Source organism: Acetobacter garciniae (genome assembly GCF_017377735.1).
GTDB classification, from domain to species: Bacteria; Pseudomonadota; Alphaproteobacteria; order Acetobacterales; family Acetobacteraceae; genus Acetobacter; species Acetobacter garciniae.
In genome coordinates this window covers 780,460-800,813 of record NZ_JAFVMH010000001.1, presented here as the reverse complement: position 1 = coordinate 800,813, position 20,354 = coordinate 780,460, and the positions used below count along the sequence as shown (strand labels likewise).

Genomic DNA, 20,354 nt, shown 5'->3' with positions numbered 1-20,354 from the left:
CACATGAGCAAGCAAGACTGTGTCCTGGCGATTGATCAGGGAACGACATCAACCCGCAGCATCGTCTTTGACCGGCATGCTCAGGAACTGGCGGCGGCACGGCAGGAATTTCCCCAGCATTACCCGCATGCCGGATGGGTGGAACATTGCCCCGAAGACATCTGGCGCGACGTGCTGAGCACTGCGCGCGCAGCCCTTGAAAAAAGTGGTGCTGCCGACCGGGTGGCGGGGATCGGCATTACCAACCAGCGCGAAACCATCGTGGTGTGGGAACGTGCGACGGGCAAGCCCATTCACCGCGCCATTGTCTGGCAGGACCGCCGCACGGCCGCGACCTGCCAGAAACTGCGCGAGGACGGGGTGGAAGACCTGGTGCGCGAACGCACCGGCCTGCTGCTGGACCCGTATTTCTCGGCCACGAAACTGGCCTGGATCCTCGATAACGTGCCCGATGCACGCGCCCGTGCCGAAAAGGGGGAACTGGCCTTCGGCACGATCGATTCCTTCATCCTGTGGCGGCTGACGGGGGGCAAGGTCCACGCGACCGATGCCACCAACGCCGCGCGGACGTCCCTGTTCGATATCCATCGCCAGATATGGGACGATGAGCTTTTGCGACTGTTCCGTGTGCCCGCCGCCCTTCTGCCCGAAGTCAAGGACAGCAGCACATTATATGGCGAGACCGACCCGGCCCTGTTCGGCCGCGCGATCCCCATTGCCGGGATCGCGGGGGACCAGCAGGCCGCCGTGGTGGGGCAGGCCTGCTTTACGCCCGGCATGGCCAAGGCAACCTACGGCACGGGCTGCTTCGTGCTGCTCAATACCGGGGACAAGCCGGTTATCTCGCGCAACCGCATGCTGACCACCATTGCCTACCGGCTGAACGGCAAGGCCACCTACGCGCTGGAAGGCTCCATTTTCGTGGCCGGTGCCGCTATCAAATGGCTGCGCGACGGCCTGCACCTGATTACCCATGCCTCCCAGACCGATGACATGGCCACCCGTGTGCACCACAGCCATGGTGTGTACATGGTGCCCGGCTTCGTGGGCCTGGGCGCTCCGCACTGGGACCCCGACGCACGCGGGCTGATCTGCGGGCTGACGCTGGACGCCACGGCCGCCCATATTGCCCGCGCGGCACTGGAATCAGTCGCCTTCCAGACGCTGGATCTGGTCACGGCCATGCAGCAGGATGGTGGGGGTGCGACCGAGAGCATCCGTGTCGATGGCGGCATGTCGGCCAACGACTGGTACTGCCAGTTCCTGGCCGATATGCTCCAGGCCAAGGTGGAACGCCCCCGCAATGTGGAAACCACCGCCATGGGCGCAGGCTTTCTTGCGGGCATGGCCACCGGCATCTGGGAGAATGAAGGCACCGTTGCCTCGGAATGGGCGCGGGGTTCCCTGTTCGAGCCCAAGATGGAGCGTAACCAGCGCCGCACCATGATCGCGGGTTGGCATGATGCGGTCAAACGCACGCTCAGCACCTATCCCGCAGGCAAGTAGCACCCGCTCCGGGGTTTTCGCCAGGGGGCCCTTGGGAGCTGCACCCCCATGACGGATAACCGCTCAGTCTGCCGGGGTTGTGCTCGCCACCACGGGGACCTGTACATTCTGGGACGAGCCGCCCAGAAAACTGAACGTGACCTGCACGTTCTGCGTGGCGTGCAGGTCGGGTGAGGCACCGAAACACAGCAGGTTATAGCCGCCTGCTGAAAAGACCAGTGTCATACCAGCGGGCAGGGCCAGGTGGGTAAACAGGTCACGCGTGGCTTCCGTGCCTTCCTGGTCCGCATGATGGCCGATCATGTGCCGGCATGCGGTGGAAGAAATGCCCGAGAGCAGATGCGCCGTGGCACCCGTGTTTTTGATCGTGAAATAAAGCTGGGGCACGCCGTGGCCGCTCGGCAGGGCCAGGGCCGCGCGGGAGACGACAATATCCTTCTGCGCGTTATCCTGCCCGGGCACATTGGTGGTATCCGCCTGGGCGGCGGGTGGGCCTTCGGTCTGGGCCGGACCCTGCGCCTGGGCCCGCGCGCAAAAAGATGTGACGGCCAGGCTGGACAGCGCGGTCATGATACAGACCGCCCCCACAATGCGTTTCATGAGTTCTCCATTCGATAACAGGCACAAGACAACTGTGGACGGGGCGAGCCGAAAGACATATCTGGTCGTAGGCATAGTGCTCTTTTAAAATTAAGCAGGTATTATCGGCACTGCTCTGAGAAGAAGGTAGGCAGCAGCATGCGTTGCCCTTTTTGCGGGAACCCCGACAGCCAGGTCAAGGACAGCCGCCCGAATGAGGAGGGCTCGGCCATTCGTCGGCGGCGCGCCTGCCTGTCCTGCGGGCAGCGCTTCACCACGGTGGAACGGGTGCAGTTGCGCGAACTTGTCGTGGTCAAGCAGGATGGGCGGCGCGCCCCGTTCGAGCGTGAGAAAATCACCCGCTCGATCCGCATCGCCCTGCGCAAGCGCCCCGTTTCGGAAGAACAGGTCGAGCAGATCGTGACCGGCATCGTCCGCCATCTCGAAGCATCGGGGGAGACGGAGGTGGCAACGACCCGTATCGGCGAACTGGCCATGGACGCGCTCAAGGAAGTGGATAGTGTCGGCTATGTGCGCTTTGCCAGCGTTTACAGGGATTTTCGCGAAGCCCGGGATTTTTCCGAAATTCTTACCCTCATGGAAACAAGCGGGGCCCGCGCCCCACAAAAAGACTAGACCTTGCGGCGTAAAACCGCCATGAAACGCCACTCCGTACAAAGCGGGCAGGAGAGACGGATGTCAGGAACACAGGACCAACCCAAGCTGAAACCGGCCCAAAGGCCGCGTACCGCCGCCCGCGTGGCGGCAGTGCAGGCGCTGTTTCAGATCGAGCAGAATGGGGATCGTCCAGACTCCGTTATCGAGCAGTTTCTCGTACACCGCTTCGGCACGGCGCTGGACGGCCAGACCTACGAGGACGGCCGTATTCCCGAAGCCGATACACAGCTTTTTTCCGCCATTGTCCGCGCCGGTGCGGCCAACCACACCGCCATCATGCAGACAATCAGCGCCACATTGCCTTCCACCTGGCCGATCGAGCGCCTGGACCCGGTGTTGCGGGCACTTTTCCTGGCCGCCATGGCGGAAGCGCAATCGGACGAGACACCGGCCGCCGTGCTGATCAACGAATACATGGACGTCGCCCACGGGTTTTTCTCGGGCGATGAACCCCGTCTGGTCAACGGCGTTCTGGACACGGTTTTCAAGCAGATGAAGGCAGCACAGGATCATGACGGTGCCCCCGCTGGCCAACCAGACTGACCTGCCGCGCGAATTCGCTTTTATCCGGCGGCATTTCGCAGCCCTTGCAGGCCCCGCCGCCCTGGACCTGCGCGATGATGCCGCCGTTTTCACCCCGCCGCCGGGGCTCCAACTTGTGCTCGCCACCGACGCGATGGTGGAGAATGTCCATTTCCTGCCCGACGATCCGCCGCAAACCGTAGGGCGCAAGCTGCTGCGCTGCAACCTGTCCGATCTTGCGGCCATGGGAGCAAAGCCCGAAGGCTGGCTGCTGACATTCGCCCGCCCGCCCCATATTACCGAAGACTGGGTTGCCCAGTTCTGCGCCGGGCTGAAGGCCGACCAGGATCTGTACGGGCTCAGTCTCATGGGGGGGGATACGACGTCCACCTCCGGCCCGCTCGTTCTGTCCCTGACCATCATGGGCTCCGTCGCGCCTGGGCAAGCCGTGCAACGCCGCGGCGCGCAGGTGGGGGATGGCCTGTGGGTGACAGGCACCATCGGTGACGGTGCGCTGGGCCTGAAAATGCTGCAAGGCCAGCTTGAGGATGGATCGGGCCATCTGGCGCAGCGCTACCGCTTGCCAGAACCCCGGCTGGGGCTGGACCTGTACGGCCTGGCCACCTGCGCCATGGATGTATCCGACGGGCTGGTGCAGGACACCGGGCACCTTGCCCGCGAAAACGGCCTTGCCGCCGTAATAGACGCGGCAAAAGTCCCGCTTTCTCCTGCTGCACGACAGGCCGGCCCCGACTGGCTACGCACCTGCCTGACCGGGGGCGACGATTACGAACTGCTTATGGCGGTCCCTCCTGCGCAGGAAGACCGGCTTGCCAGCAAGGGGTATCTGGAAAGCCCTTACGGGCGTGTGCCGGTAACACGCATCGGCCATTTCCATGCAGGCACGCCGGGCGTGCAGGTGCGCGACGAAAATGGCCAGGCTCTGCATATCGAGACCGGCGGGTGGAGCCACCTTTAGGGGGCTGAATGAAAAGGGCGGATATGTCCGGGCCGGTCAGGACGTAGGCGCAGAAAGCTCCAGATTTTTCTCGTACATCCGGTGGCGCTTGTAAGGTGTGGGCGAAATACGCTCGATCAGCTTGCGCAGGCCTTCATGCGTTTCCAGCACCCAGCCCAGTTCGATCGTCCTGTAGGGCAGAACATGGCCACGGCGCATCAGTTCGTCGATGATCAGCACCGGCAACACCGCGCGCAGGGCCGTGGCGAGATATTTTTTCCGGACCCCCAGCAGCACCACCCGGGCCGAGCGGAAGTCGTGCTGGAGAATGCGTTTCCCCAGTTTCAGCCACCCCAGCGGGGTAGGCGCGCCACCCAGGTCGCCCTCCACATCGAACATGTTGGGAACGACCAGGGCAATGGCCGCAGGTTCGCCATTCACCTCGGCCAGCACATATTGTTCGGAACGCAGGATGGGTTTGAGCGACTTGAGCAGCCCATCGACATCGCGCTGCGTCAGGGGAACATTGCCCCAGGTGTCGGCCCAGGCATCGTTATAGATATCGCGCAGGATTTCCGCGTCTTCGGCAATATGGTCCATCCGCAGGCCGCGCATGGTGATATTGCCCAGCCGCTCGCGCAAATTCCCCGGCAACTGGTTGGCCCGTTCGGCGGAAGGGCCGGTTTCCATGCTGTAGGACAACAGGTCCACCGCACGGCCGTAACCCGCTGCCTCCACCGCCGGCCCCAGCGTCGGCGGTTGCCAAGGGGTGCCGATCATGGGCATTTCACGCTGGCCCTCGATCATGAGACCGGACTGGCCGTTGCTGTTCAGCGTCCAGGGGCCGCGTATGCGTTCGATCCGGCGGGCTTTCAGCCAGGCTTGCGCCGCCTCCATCAGCGGGGCGACACAGGCGGGCTCGGCCGTATCCAGTGCGCCGAAGAACCCGGTGCGCGGCCCATCCTGCTTGAGCACCAGCGCATCGATCTGTGCGGATATCCGCCCGATGGGAACACCGTTGCGCCAGGCCAGGAAATAGCAGGCAAAGCCGTGATCGAAAAAATGTGCCCGCTTGGGGGACAGCAGGTCTCGCTCTTCCATGTCCAAAGGTGCGACATAGCCGGGCAAGCCATCGTAAAGAATGCGCGGAAGTTTTATAAAGAGGGAAAGCTGGCGGAAACCCGAAACAGGAGCCACGGTAATCTGGGTCGGGGAAGCCATTGCCACTCCATGATCTGGAACCTGCGAACTTCAGGGGTGATGCCTTATTCCGCCTCAATGGGAAAGGGAAAAAATGTGACGTCTGACACGGTTGCCCCGACAGGCAGAGCCCCAATCGCACGTGCGATCCTGATTACAGGGGCTACAGGGGGCATTGGCGCGGAACTGGCCTACCATTACGCCGCACCCGGCAGAACGCTTGTCCTGTGGGGCCGGAATCCCCAGCGCCTGGCCGATATCGCCGCACGCAGCACCACCCGTGGTGCGAAGGTCTTTACCCGACAGATCGACCTGCGCGACGGGGACGCAGCCCTTGCCGCCTTTGAGGAGGACGATGCCGCCCACGCGCTGGACCTGGTCATTCTGGGCGCGGGCCTGTCGGATATTCAGGGACCGGACGACATGACCGAAGACCCGGGCAAGGTGCTTGGCCTGGCGCTGGTCAATTACGCAACGCCCATAGCCCTGGCCACCGCCGCCGCCCGTGGCATGATCAAGCGGGGCGGGGGACAGATTGCACTGATCGGCTCGGTCGCGGGGTCTTACGAACTGCCTTTTGCCGCGTCCTACAGCAGTTCGAAATCCGGCCTGGCTTTTTTTGCCAAGGCGGCCGGACTGTCCTGGCGGCAGCATGGGGTGTTCGTAACGCTGATCGCCCCCGGTTTTGTCGACACCCCCATGAGCCAGCGGCTGGAAGGGCCCAGGCCGTTCCTTGTTTCGGCCAAAGGTGCGGCCCGCCGCATTGCCCGGGCCATTGCCAGAAAACAGCGCGACTATACCTTTCCGTGGCCTTTCAAGGTGCTGGAGGTGCTGGTCCGGCTGGTGCCGGGCAGGCTGCGCGAGCGTATTCTGCTCAAGCTGGCCGTGGGGCAGAAAGACCGGGCCTGACTGCGAGGCCGGTTCGCACCCCACGCAGCCAGCTTCAGCGTGATCTGGCGACATCGCCGATTGCCTCATCGGCAGCACCGATCACGTGGTCGATATCCGCCTCCGTCATGGGGGTGGAAAGCGCCATAAGGCCGTAGCTGGCCGCGAATACGCCGCGATTGAGCAGGCCGAGCATGAAAGTGGCGAGGGCATGGGCCTCGGCCGGGTGGGGCAGGGCGGTGCGATAATCGACAACCTCACGTGCGGTAAGGTGGACTTTCAGCAACGACCCCATCCCCACGGCCTGACCTTCCACCCCGTGCCGGGCAAAGGCTGCATTAATGCCTGCCCGAAGGCGATCGCCCATGGCCGCCAGCCGCGTAAAAGCTGCATGATCAAGGAGTTGGAGGGCGGCAATCCCCGCGCGCATCGAGACAGGATTGGCCGAGAACGTGCCCCCATGCGGCAGAACCGGCTTGCCGCCCGACGGATCGAATACGGCCATGACATCGCGCCGGCCACCCACGGCCCCCACCGGAAAACCACCGCCGATAATCTTGCCAAAGGTGGTCAGGTCGGCCTCTACCCCCCATAGGGGCTGCGCGCCCCCATGGCCAAGCCGGAAGCTGATGACCTCATCAAAGATCAGCAACGCGCCGATCTCATCCGCCACGGCACGCAGGGCCTGGATGTATTCGGCACTGGCAGGCACAAGACCGGCCCGGTTGGGCATGGGGTCCACGACGATGGCAGCAAGTGTGTCCCGGTGTGCCAGAACCAGACGGCGCGCGGCTTCGGGGTTGTTGAAGGGCAGCACCACCACGTCCTGCAGCACGGTCTGGGGCGTTCCCTGCGCATAGGGAATGGACGAAGGGTCGGCGCCCCAGTTGGCGGGGCTTGGGTCCAGGCTGACTTCGGCATAGTCATAGGAGCCGTGATAGGCGCCTTCCACCTTCGCGATCTTGGGGCGGCCGGTAAAAGCGCGGGCGGCCTTCATGGCCATCATGACCGCTTCCGTGCCGGAATTGGTGAAGCGCATCGCCTGGACCGAGCGCACGCGCCCGCATAGCAGTTCCGCAAGGTCGATCTCGGCCTCGGTCGGCAGGCCGAAGCAGGTTCCAAGCTCAAGCTGCTTGCGCACCGCTTCGTTGATGACGGGATGCGCGTGACCGTGAATCTGGGCGGTGAAGTTATTGATGCAGTCAATTCTCTCATCGCCGTCCACATCCCATATGCGACTACCGGCCCCGCGCGCGACGTAGATGGGGTAGGGTTTCATATAGACTGTCGTGCGTGTGTTGCCGCCGGGCAGGAACTGCGTGGCCCGTTCGTACAGGGCCCGGGACACCGAGGCGGGTGAGGGGTACAGCATGATCGCTCCGCTTCCGATTATCGGTATGACTTTAGAAATTCCTGTAAACCACTATCCGATTTTTTGAACGATTCCGAAACAAAATTTCGTTGACATGGGCATTTTTGGCGAATTAGCCTGATTTTGAAATAGACATTCAATTCCGGTTTTCGGAACGAAAAGACGCCATGGCACCCACGAACCCAGCACCAGCCCCGCCCGACGCCCCCTATTGGTGGCAGGCAGCACCCCGGCCTGTCCCCAGCCGGGAGGCACCGCCCACTGCTGTGGATGCGGTTATCGTCGGCTCGGGCCTGACGGGGCTGAACGCCGCGCTGGAAATCGCGCGTGGGGGCCGCTCCGTCGTGGTGGTGGAAGCCCAGGCCCTGGGGTTCGGGGCCAGCACACGCAATGCGGGCTTTGTCAGCCGGTCCTTCAAGCACGGCTTCGGCACGGTCGAAAAGAAATTCGGCCTGGCCTATGCGCTGCAACTCTTCGGGGAACTTGATGCCTCGGTACGCGCCGTCGAACGCCGGATCGCCGAGGAAAATATTGCCTGCTTCATGAACACCAATGGCCGTTTCCTGCCCTGTGCGTCCGAAGCGCATCTGGCGGCGTTGCTCAGCGATCTCGATACCCAGCGCAAGCATATGGGATTTGCGTTCACACCCGTATCGCGCTCGAATGTCACGCGCGAACTGGGAACGGATAAATATGTCGGCGGGGCCATTGTCCATGGGCTGGGCGGGCTGCATCCGGGGCTGTACCATGCGGGGCTGCTAGCCGCCGCCCGGCGCGCGGGGGTGGCGTTCGTGGACAACACGCCCGTGCTGTCCATAAGCGGGCAGCAGGGCGCCTTTCGCGTGCGGACAAGCCGGGGGGAGATCACCTGCCGCGATGTCGTCATCGGCACGAACGGCTATACGCATGGCCTCCTGCCCTGGCTGGACAGGCGGCTTATCCCCTTCGATGCGTTCATGATCGCAACGGGGCCCCTGTCGCCCGAAGCCATGGCCCGCGCCATACCTGGCGGCAAAGTCACGATCGATTCCAACCATAATGCGCTGTTCGTCCGCCCGTCGCCCGATGGCACGCGCGTTTTGTTCGGCGGCCTCACAGGCTCAGCCCTAGCGAACCTGCCCGACAAGGGCCGACACCTGCAAAGGATGCTGGGCACCCTCATACCCTCGCTGGCCCAGGCGGAGCTTGACACGGTCTGGACCGGCAAATGTGCCGCAACCTTCGACCTGTTCCCGCATATGGGCTGCCATGACGGTATTTATTTTGCCGCCGGTTATTGCTTCGTGGGTGTCCCCATGGGGACATATCTGGGCACCAAGATAGGCCAGGCCGTGCTGGGCCGCAGGGAAGCCGCAAGCCTGTTCGCTGACAAGTCTTTCCGGTCCATGCCCTTCTATAATGGCCGACCGTGGTTCGTCCCGCTTGTCACACGCTACTGGCAAGGCCTGGACGCCCGCACGCCATCAGGCGCCATTGCCGCGTAAACACCCCAAGCCCCCTGGAACAAATCCCCCCTGACAGGAGCAATCATGTCCGCTACCGCGCACCTTCCCCGTGTCACCTATGCCAATACCGGCGTGGACCTGACCCCGCTGCATGATTTTCTGGATGCAAGACTGCCGGACTTCAAGGCCAGCGTGCTGGGCCGCACCCATGCCAACAGCATCGGCGGCAAGGACGATACCGCGGGCACGCCCTTTGCCGTTTGCAGCCCCATCGATGGTGTTACCGAACTGGGCTCCTTTTTCGCCGCATCCGATCAGGCGGTGGACCGCGCAGTGGGAGCCGCCCAGGCCGCGTTCCCGGCCTGGGCCGCCATGGGCTGGCAGGGCCGTATCGAACTCCTGCGCGCATGGGCGAAGATCCTGTATGCGCGCAAATACGATCTTGCCCTGGCTGCCCTGTTCGAAGTCGGCAAATCACGTGTCGAAGCCCTGGGGGAGGCGGACGAGGTCTTCGACATGGTCTGCTATTATTGCGACGAAATGGAGCGGCACAATGGCTATGTGACGCCGCTGAACCGTGTTTTCCCGCATGAAAGTACGGTCAGCATCCTGCGCCCGCTGGGCGTGTTCGGCGTGGTGTCGCCGTTCAATTACCCTGCCGCCCTCTTGATCGGCATGAGTGCGGGGGCCCTGGTGACGGGCAATACCGTGGTCATGAAGCCATCAGAAGGCTGTTCGCTGACAGCACGGATCGTCATGGACACATTGGCCGAGGCAGGCGTGCCACCCGGTGTTGTCAACCTTGTGGTCGGCGGGAACGAAACCGGGGCGGCACTGGTCGAACATCCCGGTATTGCCGGCGTGGCGTTCACGGGGTCTTACCGGACGGGCATGCATATCATGCGCCTGATCAATGCCGGCCCCTATGCCCGGCCGGTCATTGCCGAAATGGGCGGGAAAAACCCGGCCTATGTCAGCAAAAACGCCGACCTGGCCAAAGCAGCACAGGGTGTCGCACGCTCTGCTTTCGGCCTGCAGGGGCAGAAATGCAGTGCGTGTTCCGTCGTGTATGTGGACGAGACGGTCAGGGACGAGTTTGTCGAACGCCTGCGCGCCTATACCGCAGGCCTTGTCATAGGCAACCCCGAAAAGCGCGAGACATTTCTGGGACCGGTCTATAACGAAGCCGCAGCCCACCGCATGACCCACGCGCTGGAAGCCGCCCACGCACAGGGAGCCGTTCTGTTCGGCGGCAAGCGCGCAACGGTGCCTGCCGAACTGAAAGGCGGGCAGTATTTCGAACCGACCCTGGTGCAGGTGGACAAGGGCCATGTCCTGACCAAGGAGGAACAGTTCCTGCCACTGCTGGCCCTGCGCAGCGTTACCAGCCTTGAAGAGGCCATAGCAGAAGGAAATGACGTGCTCTACGGGCTGGCGGCGGGTATCTATACCGAAGACGCAGCGGAGCTTGAGTATTTTCTGAACACGGCGGAAGCCGGAGCCCTCTACGCCAACCGCCCCAGCGGGGCGACAACGGGGGCCTGGCCGGGTGTGCAGAGTTTCTGTGGCTGGAAGGGATCGGGCGTGACCCTTAAAGGGGGGCTGGGCCCGCATTACCTGCCGCAGTTCATGCGTGAGCAGTCCCGCACCGTGCTGGAATGACAGGGTAGGGTACCACACAGACAATGCCAGATACGCCCGTTCAGACCATCAAGAGCGATGAAAAGCCGCTGGAGCGTTATTTTCGCATTCTTGAGGTTGTCTCGGCCTTTCCTTCCGGTATCGGGCTCGGGCAGATTGCCGATATCGTGGACCTGCCCAAGCCCACGGTCCATCGCCTGCTGCGGGGACTGACCGAGAGCCGCCTGCTGGACTGCCATCCAACCGCCCCGCAGCTTTACGTGACAGGGGCCAGGATGCGGCGCCTGCTCTACACCAGTGCCGGGGCGGACTGGGTCGAAAACGTCACGCGCAGCGTGCTGGCCGACATTGCCGAACAGACGGGGCAGACCTGCTATATCGCCAGGTTCGATGACCTTAAAATCCGTTCGGTCGCCATGGTCACGCCCGACAATCCATCAAGCGGGTATGTGGTTCCGGGCCGGTATCTCACGATTCATTCGGCATCATCCGCCAAGGCCATCCTGGCGTTCCAGGACCCGGCCCTTGTCCGGCGTATCCTGCCATACCCGCTGCCACGCCTGACCGATAAAACCATAACGGATGTCGAAGACCTGTTCGCGCAGTTCGCCGCCATCAAGAACGGTGCGGTGGCCGTATGCGACGGTGAAGACTACCAGGGCTTTGGCGGGCTGGCCTGTCCCGTTCACCTGCCAGAGGTGGGGGTAATCTTCAGCCTTGCACTTACGGGTGGGGTGGCTTCTGTGCTGGGCGAGAAACGGGCGGATTACGAACATATCCTCAGGATCGGCGCGCAGCGTATTGCCGTAGCCCTTGCGGCCGGGGCCGCCCGGCAGTAGCCAGCGCCGCAAAAGCCTGCATCCTGCGCTAACGAAAAAAGCCCGACCTGCAATGGCCGGGCTTTTTTGGACCATGCAGCCCGCACTGGGGCAGGCTGCACAGGATGGAGCGAAACCGATCAGAACGGCGCGTCGATATCCACCACGTCGATCAGCTTGTGGTTCACGAACTCCTTGATCCCCAGGCCGATCAGTTCACGGCCGTAGCCCGAACGTGCCACACCGCCAAACGGCAGGTCGGCCTTGACCATGGTGGGGTGGTTGACGAACACCATGCCCGTATAGATACGCCGCGCCACGGCCACGCCGCGTTCGGTGTTGCGCGTAAAGACCGAACCACCCAGGCCGTAAGGTGAATCGTTGGCAATACGCACCGCGTCGTTTTCGTCCTTGGCGCGGTATAGCTGCGTTACGGGGCCAAAGAACTCCCAATGGCGGGCAGGGTTGTTCTCCAGGTTGGTCATCAGCAGCGGCCGGAAGAACGCGCCCTTCTCGGGAACGGGTGCGCCGATCACCTCGACCACGGCACCAAGTTCACGGGCCTGTTCCACCTGTGCAGCCAGGTCGTCAGCTGCTTTCTGCGAGGAAAGGGGGGCCAGCGTGGTTTCAGGCGCCAGCGGGTCGCCCGCGCGCAGTTCGGCCACGCCTTTCTTGTAAAGCGCCACGAACTGGTCATAGATCGCATCGGCCACAATCAGGCGCTTGGCCGAAACGCAGACCTGCCCGGAATTCCAGTGACGGCCGAAAACGGCCCATTTCACGGCTTTTTCCAGATCCGCGTCGTCGAGCACGATAAACGCGTCCGAACCACCCAGTTCCATCGTCGCCTTTTTCAGGGCCTTGCCCGCGACCGATGCCACGATCGCACCCGCACCTTCGGAACCGGTCAGGGCCACCCCGCATACGCGCGTATCGTTCAGCACCGTTTCGGTATGGTGGCGTGCCAGGTAGAGATTGCGGAACGCGCCATCAGGCAGGCCGGCCTTGACCATCAGGTCGTCAAAGGCAGCGGCACTTTGCGGCACGTTGGAGGCATGCTTGAGCAGCACCGTGTTCCCGGCGGAAAGCTGGGGGGCGATGATGCGGGCAATCTGGTAGTACGGAAAATTCCACGGCTCGATCGCCAGCACGATCCCCTGGGGCTCATGCACCAGCATGGCGCGGCCTTCCTCGGGGTTTTTGACCGGCAGGGCTTCGGGGGCCAAAAGGCGTTCGGCGTGTTCGGCGTAATATTCAAAAATCTCGGCCGAAAGAATGACCTCGGCTTTCGCTTCCGAAAGCAGTTTGCCCATTTCCAGCGTCAGGATGCGCGCATAATGATCAAGATTGTCGCGCAGGATGGTGGCGGCTGCGGTCATCACCTTCGCACGCTGCGCGAAGGAGGTTTCGCGCCAGTCCACAAACGCGGCATAGGCCCCGTCCAGTGCGGCCTGCACCTGCTGGTCGGTCGCGTTGTCAAAAACCTTGAGTGTTTCTCCGGTATAAGGATTGGTTGTGGCGTAAGCCATAAAAGGGGAACTCCTCGTTAAAAATCGAACTTACAATGCGGCAGCCAGCAAAAAGCCGATAGAGCAATTCTGCCCAGTTCTTGCCTTATCCTCTCACACATGGGCCGACCTTCCCCCTCCATATTACCGCCAGGTGCCCTCATACCTTGCCTTATCCTGCCTTTTCTGAAAGGCTGGCCAGAAGGCCGGGGGCGTGTTGCAAAATGCCCTGATGTGGCGGCCCGCCCAACCACCCGTTCAGGAAAGACATGACAGACCATCTGGCCCAGCTTCAGACCCTTGTGGCGCGCCATTGCCTTCAGCCCATGCAGGCAACCGCCATCAGGGAATTGACACTCTACCGGGCCGATGCCGTCAGCGAACCGCTTGTTTTCGTTTTCGAACCCCGGATTTACGTTATCGTGCAGGGGCGCCAGCAGGTCATGCTGCGCGACAAGGTCTTCGATTACGATGCCAGCCATTATCTGGTCACGGCGGTGGACCTGCCCGTGGCGGGCTGCATTACCCAGGCCACCCCCGAAAAGCCTTACCTGGCGCTGTGCCTGAGCGTAGACCCTGCCCAGATTGCCGAATTATTGCTGGTGGTCAACGACCGGCAGGTGGACCCCAACCAGGCCTGTATCATGGGCATGGGGCTGAGCCCCCTGAACGCCAATATCACCGACCCACTGCTGCGGCTGATGCGGCTTCTGGATACGCCGGAGGATATTCCCATCCTCAAGCCCATGATCATGCGCGAACTTCTGTACAGGCTGTTGCAAGGTGACCAGGGCTGCGCGCTCAGGCAGATTGCTACCGCTGGCAGCGCGCTGTCGCAGATCAACCGGGCCATCCACTGGATCACGCTGCATTTTGCGGACCCGTTCGAAATCGCGACCGTGGCGGGTATCGCGGGGATGAGCCTGTCCACCTTCCACAGGCATTTCCGGGCCGCCACCAACATGAGCCCGCTGCAATACCGCACGCAGCTACGCCTGCAGGAAGCCCGCCGCCGCATGGTCAGCGAAAAGATAGACGCCGCCGAAGCCGGTTTTGCCGTGGGGTATGAAAGCCCGTCGCAGTTCAGCCGGGAATACCGCCGTATGTTCGGCCGCCCGCCCGCGCAGGATACACAGCACCGGCGCGCAACGCGGGACATGGAAGAAGAAGCAGCCTGAACAGGGAAGGGGCGTGGGCTGCGGCGTCATTTTCTGGGTAGAAAATGGAGGTCCGGGCGGGAATCGAACCCACATACGCGGATTTGCAGTCCGCTGCATCACCATTCTGCCACCGGACCATGGTGCAGTTGGGTGCCTTATCTCCCGTTCCATGGCATTGGTCAAGACGTTGTGTCGTGCGATTTTCAAATCGATATGTCACACAGGCGTGGTGCGGCCGGTATCCCCGGCTGGAAGAGGCACGCCCGAACGGATAACATGACCACAAGGGCGCGCCGGGCCCGAAAGCCAGGAGAGGGTTGAGCTACGTGACAGTCCATGCAGCAGCCGAGGTACCGACAGACATGTCCCAGACCGGGCACGATATGTGGGCAGAAGCCCGCAACCTGATGGTGGACGATCAACTCCGTCCTTCAGAAATCAGCAATCCGGGAATTCTCAAGGCCATGCGGGCTCTCCCACGCGAAGAATGCGTGCAGCCCGCCCAGCGTGCCGCGGCCTATGCCGATGTCAGCCTGCCTCTCGCACCCGGGCGTGTTCTCGCACAGCCGCTGCTGACCGCCCGGCTTGCACAGGCGGCCAACCCCCTGCCGGGCGAACATGCCCTGGTCGTGGGGGCGGCGACCGGGTATAGCGCTGGCGTGCTGGCGCGTCTCGGGCTCGTGGTCTCTGCCCTGGAATGTGACGAACAGCTTGCCGCCATGGGCCAGGCCTTCTGCAAGGCCAATGCCCTGGCAGTGCAATGGAGCGTTGGCCCGCTGAACACGGGCCTGCCCGCGAACGGACCGTACGACCTGATCTATTTCGATGGCTGCGTGGGGGCCGTTCCGGATTTCTGCCAAAAGCAGCTCAAGCCCGGTGGGCGTCTTGTCGGCCTTATCCAGAAAACCGGGGATATTCCCGAAATCTTCCGCGCGACACTGACCGCGACGCAAGAGGGCGCGCGGTATGCGTTCGCCTATCTGTCCAAGGCCCAGAGCCCGCTTCTGCCGGGGCTTTGCCCGCAACCGCAGTTTTCCCTGTAGGCTTGGGCCCTGCTGCCAGCCGTAACCCCGCCATGCCGGTGGCGGGGTTACAAATTGGTAGTCATTGCCATGCTTTAATGGCATGAGCGTTGCCGGGCAGCAGTACGGTCACAGAAGCGGGAGAGCGAGATGCGGCGTATTTGCGGAACAGGGGCAGGTCTTGCAATGCTCCTGTACGGCACGGCGGCGTGGCCGCAGAAATATGATGGCAGCGGTTCACCCGCCTTCATTCCCCACACGTTGCAAGAAGCCCTGTCAGCCGCGTACCTGACCAACCCCACCTTGCAGGAAGCCCGCGCCAGCCTGCGCGCGACGGATGAGCAGGTGCCCACAGCCCTTGCAGGCTGGCGGCCCACCATTACCAGCAGTGTCGGCCTGACCTATTTCAAGGGCTTCAACAACTACGAGGGCACGCCCGACAACCCCGCATCCGCCTATATGCGACGTTACGATACCACGGGGTATAATGCGGGCGTTGGCCTGACCCAGCCCCTTTATACGGGTGGAAAGACCACTTCGGCCACGCATCAGGCGGTCAACCGGGTCATGGCCGCGCGGGCCCACCTGATCTCGGTCGAGCAGCAGGTGTTCATGCAGGTGGTCAACGCCTATGTGGGCGTGATCGAGAACGAGCAGCTTCTGCAACTCGACATCAACAACGAACGCGTGCTCGAACAGCAGCTGCGCGCCACCAACGAACGCTTCCATGTAGGTGAAATCACCCGCACCGACGTCGCCCAGGCGGAATCCGCCTATGCCACGGCCACGGCCACCCGCCAGGAACAGGAAGGCACCCTGCAAACCGCGCAGGCCACCTACATGCAGACCGTGGGCATGGCCCCACCCCCCAACCTGGTGCCGCCCCAGCCACTTGTCCTGCCGGTCAAGGACCCGCAATCCGCCGCCGCCATGGCCGTCAAGAACAACCCCGACGTGATCAACGCCCTGTTCACGGAAGCCTCGCAAAAAGATGCGGTGGGTGTCGCGATGGCGGCCATCCTGCCCAAGGTGAACGCAACCCTGGGTTACCAGCACATGGTCAACCAGAGCCTGGCCAACCAGGTGGATGAAAACAAATACGCCACCATCAACTTCAATATCCCCCTCTATCAGGGAGGGTCGGAATACGCAGCCGTCCGCCAGGCCAAGCAGCAGATGGAAGCCTCGCACAGGGAGGTGGACGTCCAGCGCAGGACCGCGGCGCAGAATGCGGTTTCCAACTGGCAGAAACTGCGGTCCTACCAGGCTGCCATCGGCAGCAACCGCGCCGCCATCAAGGCCGGGATCGTGGCGCTGGACGGTGTCGAACGCCAGGCTATCGTGGGCACGAGCACGACGCTGGAAGTGCTCCAGCAACAGGCCACGTTGCTGATGGCCCAGGTCGCGCTGGTGCAGAACCTGAGCAACATGGTGCTGTCGTCCTACAGCGTGGCCGCCGCCATCGGGCGGCTGACCGCAACCGACCTGAAGCTGAATGTTCCCCTTTATGATGACAAGGCATACTATAACGCGGTAAAGGATCGCTTGTGGGGGTTGAGCGATCACGCGCTCAACCAGCCTGGTCGGTAGCAATGAACCAGAACTGGCAGGGATGTTTTTATGGCGTCGTCTCAGGACCCGTCGGAAGAGGCTGACAAGACAACAGGCGGTATCGCACCCCCCGGCCGTTCGGCGCAGCCCGACCAGCCGGTGCACGGCACGGCCGAGCAGGTGCCCGATACCGAGGATGACGATGACGACATCCTGCTTTTGTCCCCATCCATGATGGAGTCCGAAGGCGCGGATAACGCCGCTCCCTCTCTTGTGCAGCCCGCTGCCGTGGACCATGATGACGCAATACTGTCCGTGACCGATCTCAGGCAGATCGAACTTAGCAAGAAAGCTGAAAATACGATGTCTGGTCCGCTGCCCATTCCGTTGAATGACGAAACGGTGTCCGATACCGCAAATTCATTTGCAGTCCTCCAGAAAACATTGCAGGACAAATATCTCAGGGAGCATGAGGAGAGAAAAGTGGCTATCACGCATGAAGGGTCTCTGACTGTTGAAGACATCGTGCGCCAGGAAGTGCGCGTTTTCCTCAAGAAATGGCTCGATGCGCATCTTGCCAGCATTGTGCAGGCGGCTGTCCGCAAGGAAGTCGAGCGTCTGACACAGCGCAATATGTAAGCGATACGGGACATCAGCCTGCCGTAGCAGTACGGACAGGGCAGGCTGGCGCGCCCGCTATGCGGTGAAAAGCTCTGCAAGGCGGAGGCAATCTATGCCTGCCGCCTTTTTTGACGTGGTATGGTTGGATTGAGATGCTGAACAAGACTTTTGACCCCGCACAGACAGAACAGCGGCTGTACGATCTGTGGGAAAGCCGGAAGGCTTTTTCCGCCAATCCGCAAAGCGGCAAAAAGCCGTTCACCATCATGATCCCGCCACCCAACGTCACGGGCACGCTGCATATGGGCCATGCGCTGACCATGACCTTGCAGGACACGCTGATCCGCTGGAAACGCATGCAGGGCTACGACACCCTGTGGCAACCCGGCACCGACCACGCGGGAATCGCCACCCAGATGGTGGTTGAACGTACCTTGCCCGAAGGGGCCAAGACCCGGCAGGCCATGGGGCGCGACGCCTTTGTGGAACGGGTCTGGCAGTGGAAGGAAGAATCGGGCGGGGGCATTACGCGCCAGTTGCGCAGGCTTGGCGCATCACTCGACTGGCCGCGCGAACGCTTCACCATGGATGAAGGTCTCTCCCGCGCCGTGCGGGAAGTGTTCGTCAGCCTTTACAGCGAAGGGCTGATCTATCGCGACCGTCGCCTTGTGAACTGGGACCCGGTGTTCCGCTCCGCCATTTCGGACCTGGAGGTGGAAAGCAAGGATGTCGCGGGGTCATTGTGGTACATTCGCTATCCCGTCGAAGGCCAGCCCGGCACCACCCTAACCGTCGCCACCACCCGGCCCGAAACCATGCTGGGCGACACGGCCGTGGCCGTTCACCCCGAAGATGAACGCTATACCGCGCTGATCGGCCAGTTCGTGCGCCTGCCGCTGACCGGCCGTCTGATCCCGATCGTGGCCGACACCTATTCTGACCCGGAAAAGGGAACAGGTGCGGTCAAGATCACGCCCGCGCATGACTTCAACGACTTTGAAGTCGGCCGCCGCCATGACCTGCCCATGCTCAGCGTGCTGGACGATCGCGCCCATATCACGCTTGAGGAAATCGAGGGCGAACTGAACGCGGTGGACGGGCTGGCCGACCCCGCCTTCGTGCGCGGCCTGGCTGGCCTGTCGCGTGAGGAGGCCCGAAAGGCCATTGTCAGCCACCTGGAAGAAACCGGCTGGCTGGAAAAAATCGAGCCCCATCGCCACCAGGTTCCCCATGCCGACCGCGGCGGAGCAGTTATCGAACCGCGCCTGACCACGCAGTGGTATTGCGACGCAGGCAAGCTGGCCGGCCCCGCGATGGACGCCGTGACATCTGGCCGCACCGCCTTCGTGCCCAAGCAGTGGGAGAACACGTTTTTCGCGTGGATGCGCGACATCCAGCCCTGGTGCATTTCGCGCCAGCTCTGGTGGGGGCACCGCATTCCCGCCTGGTACGGGCCGGACGAGCATGTTTTTGTCGCCCGTGACGAAGCCGACGCACAGGCCCAGGCGGTAAAGCACTACGGCACCACCCAGCCGCTGCGCCAGGATGAAGACGTGCTGGATACCTGGTTCTCTTCCGGGCTGTGGCCGTTTTCCACACTGGGCTGGCCGGACAGGACGCCTGAACTGGAACGCTACTACCCGACCGATGTGCTGGTCACGGGTTTTGACATCATCTTCTTCTGGGTCGCGCGGATGATGATGATGGGCCAGCATTTCATGGGGGATGTACCGTTCCGCCACGTGTTTATCCACGGCCTGGTGCGTGACGAGCACGGGCAGAAAATGTCCAAGAGCAAGGGCAACGGCATCGATCCGCTCGAATTGATCGAGGAATACGGTGCGGACGCCATGCGCTTTACCATCTGCGCGCTGACCGGCATCGGACGTGACGTCAAGCTGGGCCGCAAGCGGGTTGAAGACTATCGCGCTTTCATGACCAAGCTGTGGAATGCAGCGCGCTTCTGCGAAATGAACGGCGTGAAGCCGCAAGCCGGGTTCGATCCGCAGACTGTGCGTTCGGCCCTGGGCCGCTGGATCCTGGCCGAAGCTAACACTGCCATTGCGGAAGCGACCAGGGCACTGGAATCCTACCGTTTCGACGAATACGCCCAAAGCTGCTACCGCTTTGTGTGGAACCGTTTTTGCGACTGGTTCCTTGAATTCGCAAAGCCTGTCTTCACGTCGGATAATGCGGCCGAGGCGGCGGAAATCCGCGCCGTGGCGGCCCATGTGCTGGGCACCATCCTGCGCCTGCTGCAACCCGTGGTGCCATTCGTGACAGATACGCTATGGCATGCCTTCGACTTCGGGGCCGAAGGCAGCCTGATCGACGCGCCCTGGCCGCAGCCCGTGAGCGTAACCGACAGCGCTGAAGCCTGCGCGGAATGCGACCAGATGATCCGCCTGATCAGCGAAATCCGCACGGTCCGTTCGGAAATGAACATCCCGCCGTCACGGCTGGTGCCGGTCCTGCTCAAGGATGCCAGCACCCAGACCCTTGAGCGCGTGCAGCGCTGGCAGGATTCGCTTTGCCGCATGGCCCGGATCGAGACAATCGGCCCGCTGGTGGGTGATGTGCCCCAGGGTGCGGCCCAGGCCGTGGTGGATGAAACAACGGCCATCCTGCCACTGGCCGGGTTGATCGACCTGAAGGCCGAGCGCGAGCGGCTTGAGAAAGAACTGGCCAAGGCGCAGAACGAAGCGGCCAAGACCGAGAAAAAACTCGGGAATGAAAACTTCGTCAGCCGCGCCAAGCCCGAAGTCGTGCAGGAAATGCGCGATCGGCTGGAAAGCCAGAGCGGTGAATGCCTAAGGCTCAAGGCAGCGCTCGCACGGATCGGCTGACGTGTTATGGTACCTGTCCCGCCAAGGGGCAGGTACCCT

The 20,354-nt window shown here is 62.5% G+C and carries 17 protein-coding genes and 1 tRNA gene; 13 read left to right on the top strand and 5 right to left on the bottom strand.

Annotated elements, in window-relative coordinates:
• Positions 1-3: 3 nt before the first annotated feature.
• The gene (gene glpK / locus J2D77_RS03605) at positions 4-1,506 is read left to right on the top strand and encodes a glycerol kinase GlpK (protein ID WP_207844883.1); all 1,503 of its coding nucleotides are present in this window, start codon (positions 4-6) and stop codon (positions 1,504-1,506) included.
• 63 nt (positions 1,507-1,569) lie between these two features.
• On the opposite strand, the gene J2D77_RS03600 is transcribed toward glpK, so the two are convergent.
• Positions 1,570-2,106: a copper chaperone PCu(A)C gene (locus J2D77_RS03600; protein ID WP_230975424.1), complete on the bottom strand. Its 537-nt coding sequence runs from the start codon at positions 2,104-2,106 to the stop codon at positions 1,570-1,572.
• Positions 2,107-2,244: 138 nt separating this feature from the next.
• On the opposite strand from J2D77_RS03600, the gene nrdR reads away from it, so the two are divergent.
• Genes nrdR through thiL form a run of 3 tightly spaced genes read left to right on the top strand, consistent with a single transcriptional unit; the run spans position 2,245 to position 4,264 of the window.
• Complete coding sequence (gene nrdR / locus J2D77_RS03595; protein ID WP_207844882.1) at positions 2,245-2,721, top strand: transcriptional regulator NrdR; 477 nt, start codon at positions 2,245-2,247, stop codon at positions 2,719-2,721.
• 60 nt (positions 2,722-2,781) lie between these two features.
• Positions 2,782-3,306, top strand: coding sequence for a transcription antitermination factor NusB (gene nusB, locus J2D77_RS03590; RefSeq protein WP_207844881.1), 525 nt, complete (start codon positions 2,782-2,784; stop codon positions 3,304-3,306).
• Positions 3,275-4,264 (top strand): thiamine-phosphate kinase, encoded by a 990-nt coding sequence (gene thiL / locus J2D77_RS03585; RefSeq protein ID WP_207844880.1) that lies wholly within the window; start codon positions 3,275-3,277, stop codon positions 4,262-4,264. Before nusB ends, thiL begins: the two co-directional genes overlap by 32 nt.
• A gap of 36 nt (positions 4,265-4,300) precedes the next feature.
• On the opposite strand, the gene J2D77_RS03580 is transcribed toward thiL, so the two are convergent.
• Positions 4,301-5,464: a hypothetical protein gene (locus J2D77_RS03580; protein ID WP_207844879.1), complete on the bottom strand. Its 1,164-nt coding sequence runs from the start codon at positions 5,462-5,464 to the stop codon at positions 4,301-4,303.
• A 75-nt stretch (positions 5,465-5,539) separates the two neighbouring features.
• On the opposite strand from J2D77_RS03580, the gene J2D77_RS03575 reads away from it, so the two are divergent.
• Positions 5,540-6,352, top strand: coding sequence for an SDR family NAD(P)-dependent oxidoreductase (locus J2D77_RS03575; protein ID WP_331000051.1), 813 nt, complete (start codon positions 5,540-5,542; stop codon positions 6,350-6,352).
• A gap of 34 nt (positions 6,353-6,386) precedes the next feature.
• Here the strand turns inward: J2D77_RS03575 and J2D77_RS03570 are convergent, their stop codons facing one another.
• The gene (locus J2D77_RS03570; RefSeq protein WP_207844877.1) at positions 6,387-7,703 is read right to left on the bottom strand and encodes an aspartate aminotransferase family protein; all 1,317 of its coding nucleotides are present in this window, start codon (positions 7,701-7,703) and stop codon (positions 6,387-6,389) included.
• 167 nt (positions 7,704-7,870) lie between these two features.
• Here J2D77_RS03570 and J2D77_RS03565 point away from each other — a divergent pair, with 167 nt between their 5' ends.
• Genes J2D77_RS03565 through J2D77_RS03555 form a run of 3 tightly spaced genes read left to right on the top strand, consistent with a single transcriptional unit; the run spans position 7,871 to position 11,628 of the window.
• Positions 7,871-9,187 (top strand): NAD(P)/FAD-dependent oxidoreductase, encoded by a 1,317-nt coding sequence (locus J2D77_RS03565; protein WP_207844876.1) that lies wholly within the window; start codon positions 7,871-7,873, stop codon positions 9,185-9,187.
• Between the two features lie 45 nt (positions 9,188-9,232).
• Positions 9,233-10,810, top strand: a complete 1,578-nt coding sequence (locus J2D77_RS03560; RefSeq protein ID WP_207844875.1) for an aldehyde dehydrogenase family protein — start codon at positions 9,233-9,235, stop codon at positions 10,808-10,810.
• A gap of 23 nt (positions 10,811-10,833) precedes the next feature.
• Entirely contained in the window at positions 10,834-11,628 is a 795-nt protein-coding gene (locus tag J2D77_RS03555; RefSeq protein ID WP_207844874.1) for an IclR family transcriptional regulator, read from the top strand.
• Between the two features lie 119 nt (positions 11,629-11,747).
• Here the strand turns inward: J2D77_RS03555 and J2D77_RS03550 are convergent, their stop codons facing one another.
• Complete coding sequence (locus tag J2D77_RS03550) at positions 11,748-13,136, bottom strand: NAD-dependent succinate-semialdehyde dehydrogenase (protein ID WP_207844873.1); 1,389 nt, start codon at positions 13,134-13,136, stop codon at positions 11,748-11,750.
• A gap of 248 nt (positions 13,137-13,384) precedes the next feature.
• Here J2D77_RS03550 and J2D77_RS03545 point away from each other — a divergent pair, with 248 nt between their 5' ends.
• A complete protein-coding gene (locus tag J2D77_RS03545; protein ID WP_207844872.1) occupies positions 13,385-14,293 on the top strand; it encodes an AraC family transcriptional regulator in 909 nt (302 codons plus the stop codon).
• Between the two features lie 45 nt (positions 14,294-14,338).
• Here the strand turns inward: J2D77_RS03545 and J2D77_RS03540 are convergent.
• Positions 14,339-14,412, bottom strand: a tRNA-Cys gene (locus tag J2D77_RS03540).
• A gap of 189 nt (positions 14,413-14,601) precedes the next feature.
• Here J2D77_RS03540 and J2D77_RS03535 point away from each other — a divergent pair.
• The 4 genes from J2D77_RS03535 to J2D77_RS03520 all read left to right on the top strand — a co-directional run bounded on the left by J2D77_RS03535 (position 14,602) and on the right by J2D77_RS03520 (position 20,315).
• The gene (locus J2D77_RS03535; protein WP_331000164.1) at positions 14,602-15,318 is read left to right on the top strand and encodes a protein-L-isoaspartate O-methyltransferase family protein; all 717 of its coding nucleotides are present in this window, start codon (positions 14,602-14,604) and stop codon (positions 15,316-15,318) included.
• 129 nt (positions 15,319-15,447) lie between these two features.
• Positions 15,448-16,887 (top strand): TolC family outer membrane protein, encoded by a 1,440-nt coding sequence (locus J2D77_RS03530; RefSeq protein ID WP_207844871.1) that lies wholly within the window; start codon positions 15,448-15,450, stop codon positions 16,885-16,887.
• 30 nt (positions 16,888-16,917) lie between these two features.
• Positions 16,918-17,487, top strand: coding sequence for a DUF2497 domain-containing protein (locus tag J2D77_RS03525; RefSeq protein ID WP_207844870.1), 570 nt, complete (start codon positions 16,918-16,920; stop codon positions 17,485-17,487).
• A gap of 134 nt (positions 17,488-17,621) precedes the next feature.
• The gene (locus J2D77_RS03520; protein ID WP_207844869.1) at positions 17,622-20,315 is read left to right on the top strand and encodes a valine--tRNA ligase; all 2,694 of its coding nucleotides are present in this window, start codon (positions 17,622-17,624) and stop codon (positions 20,313-20,315) included.
• The last annotated feature ends 39 nt before the right edge of the window (positions 20,316-20,354 follow it).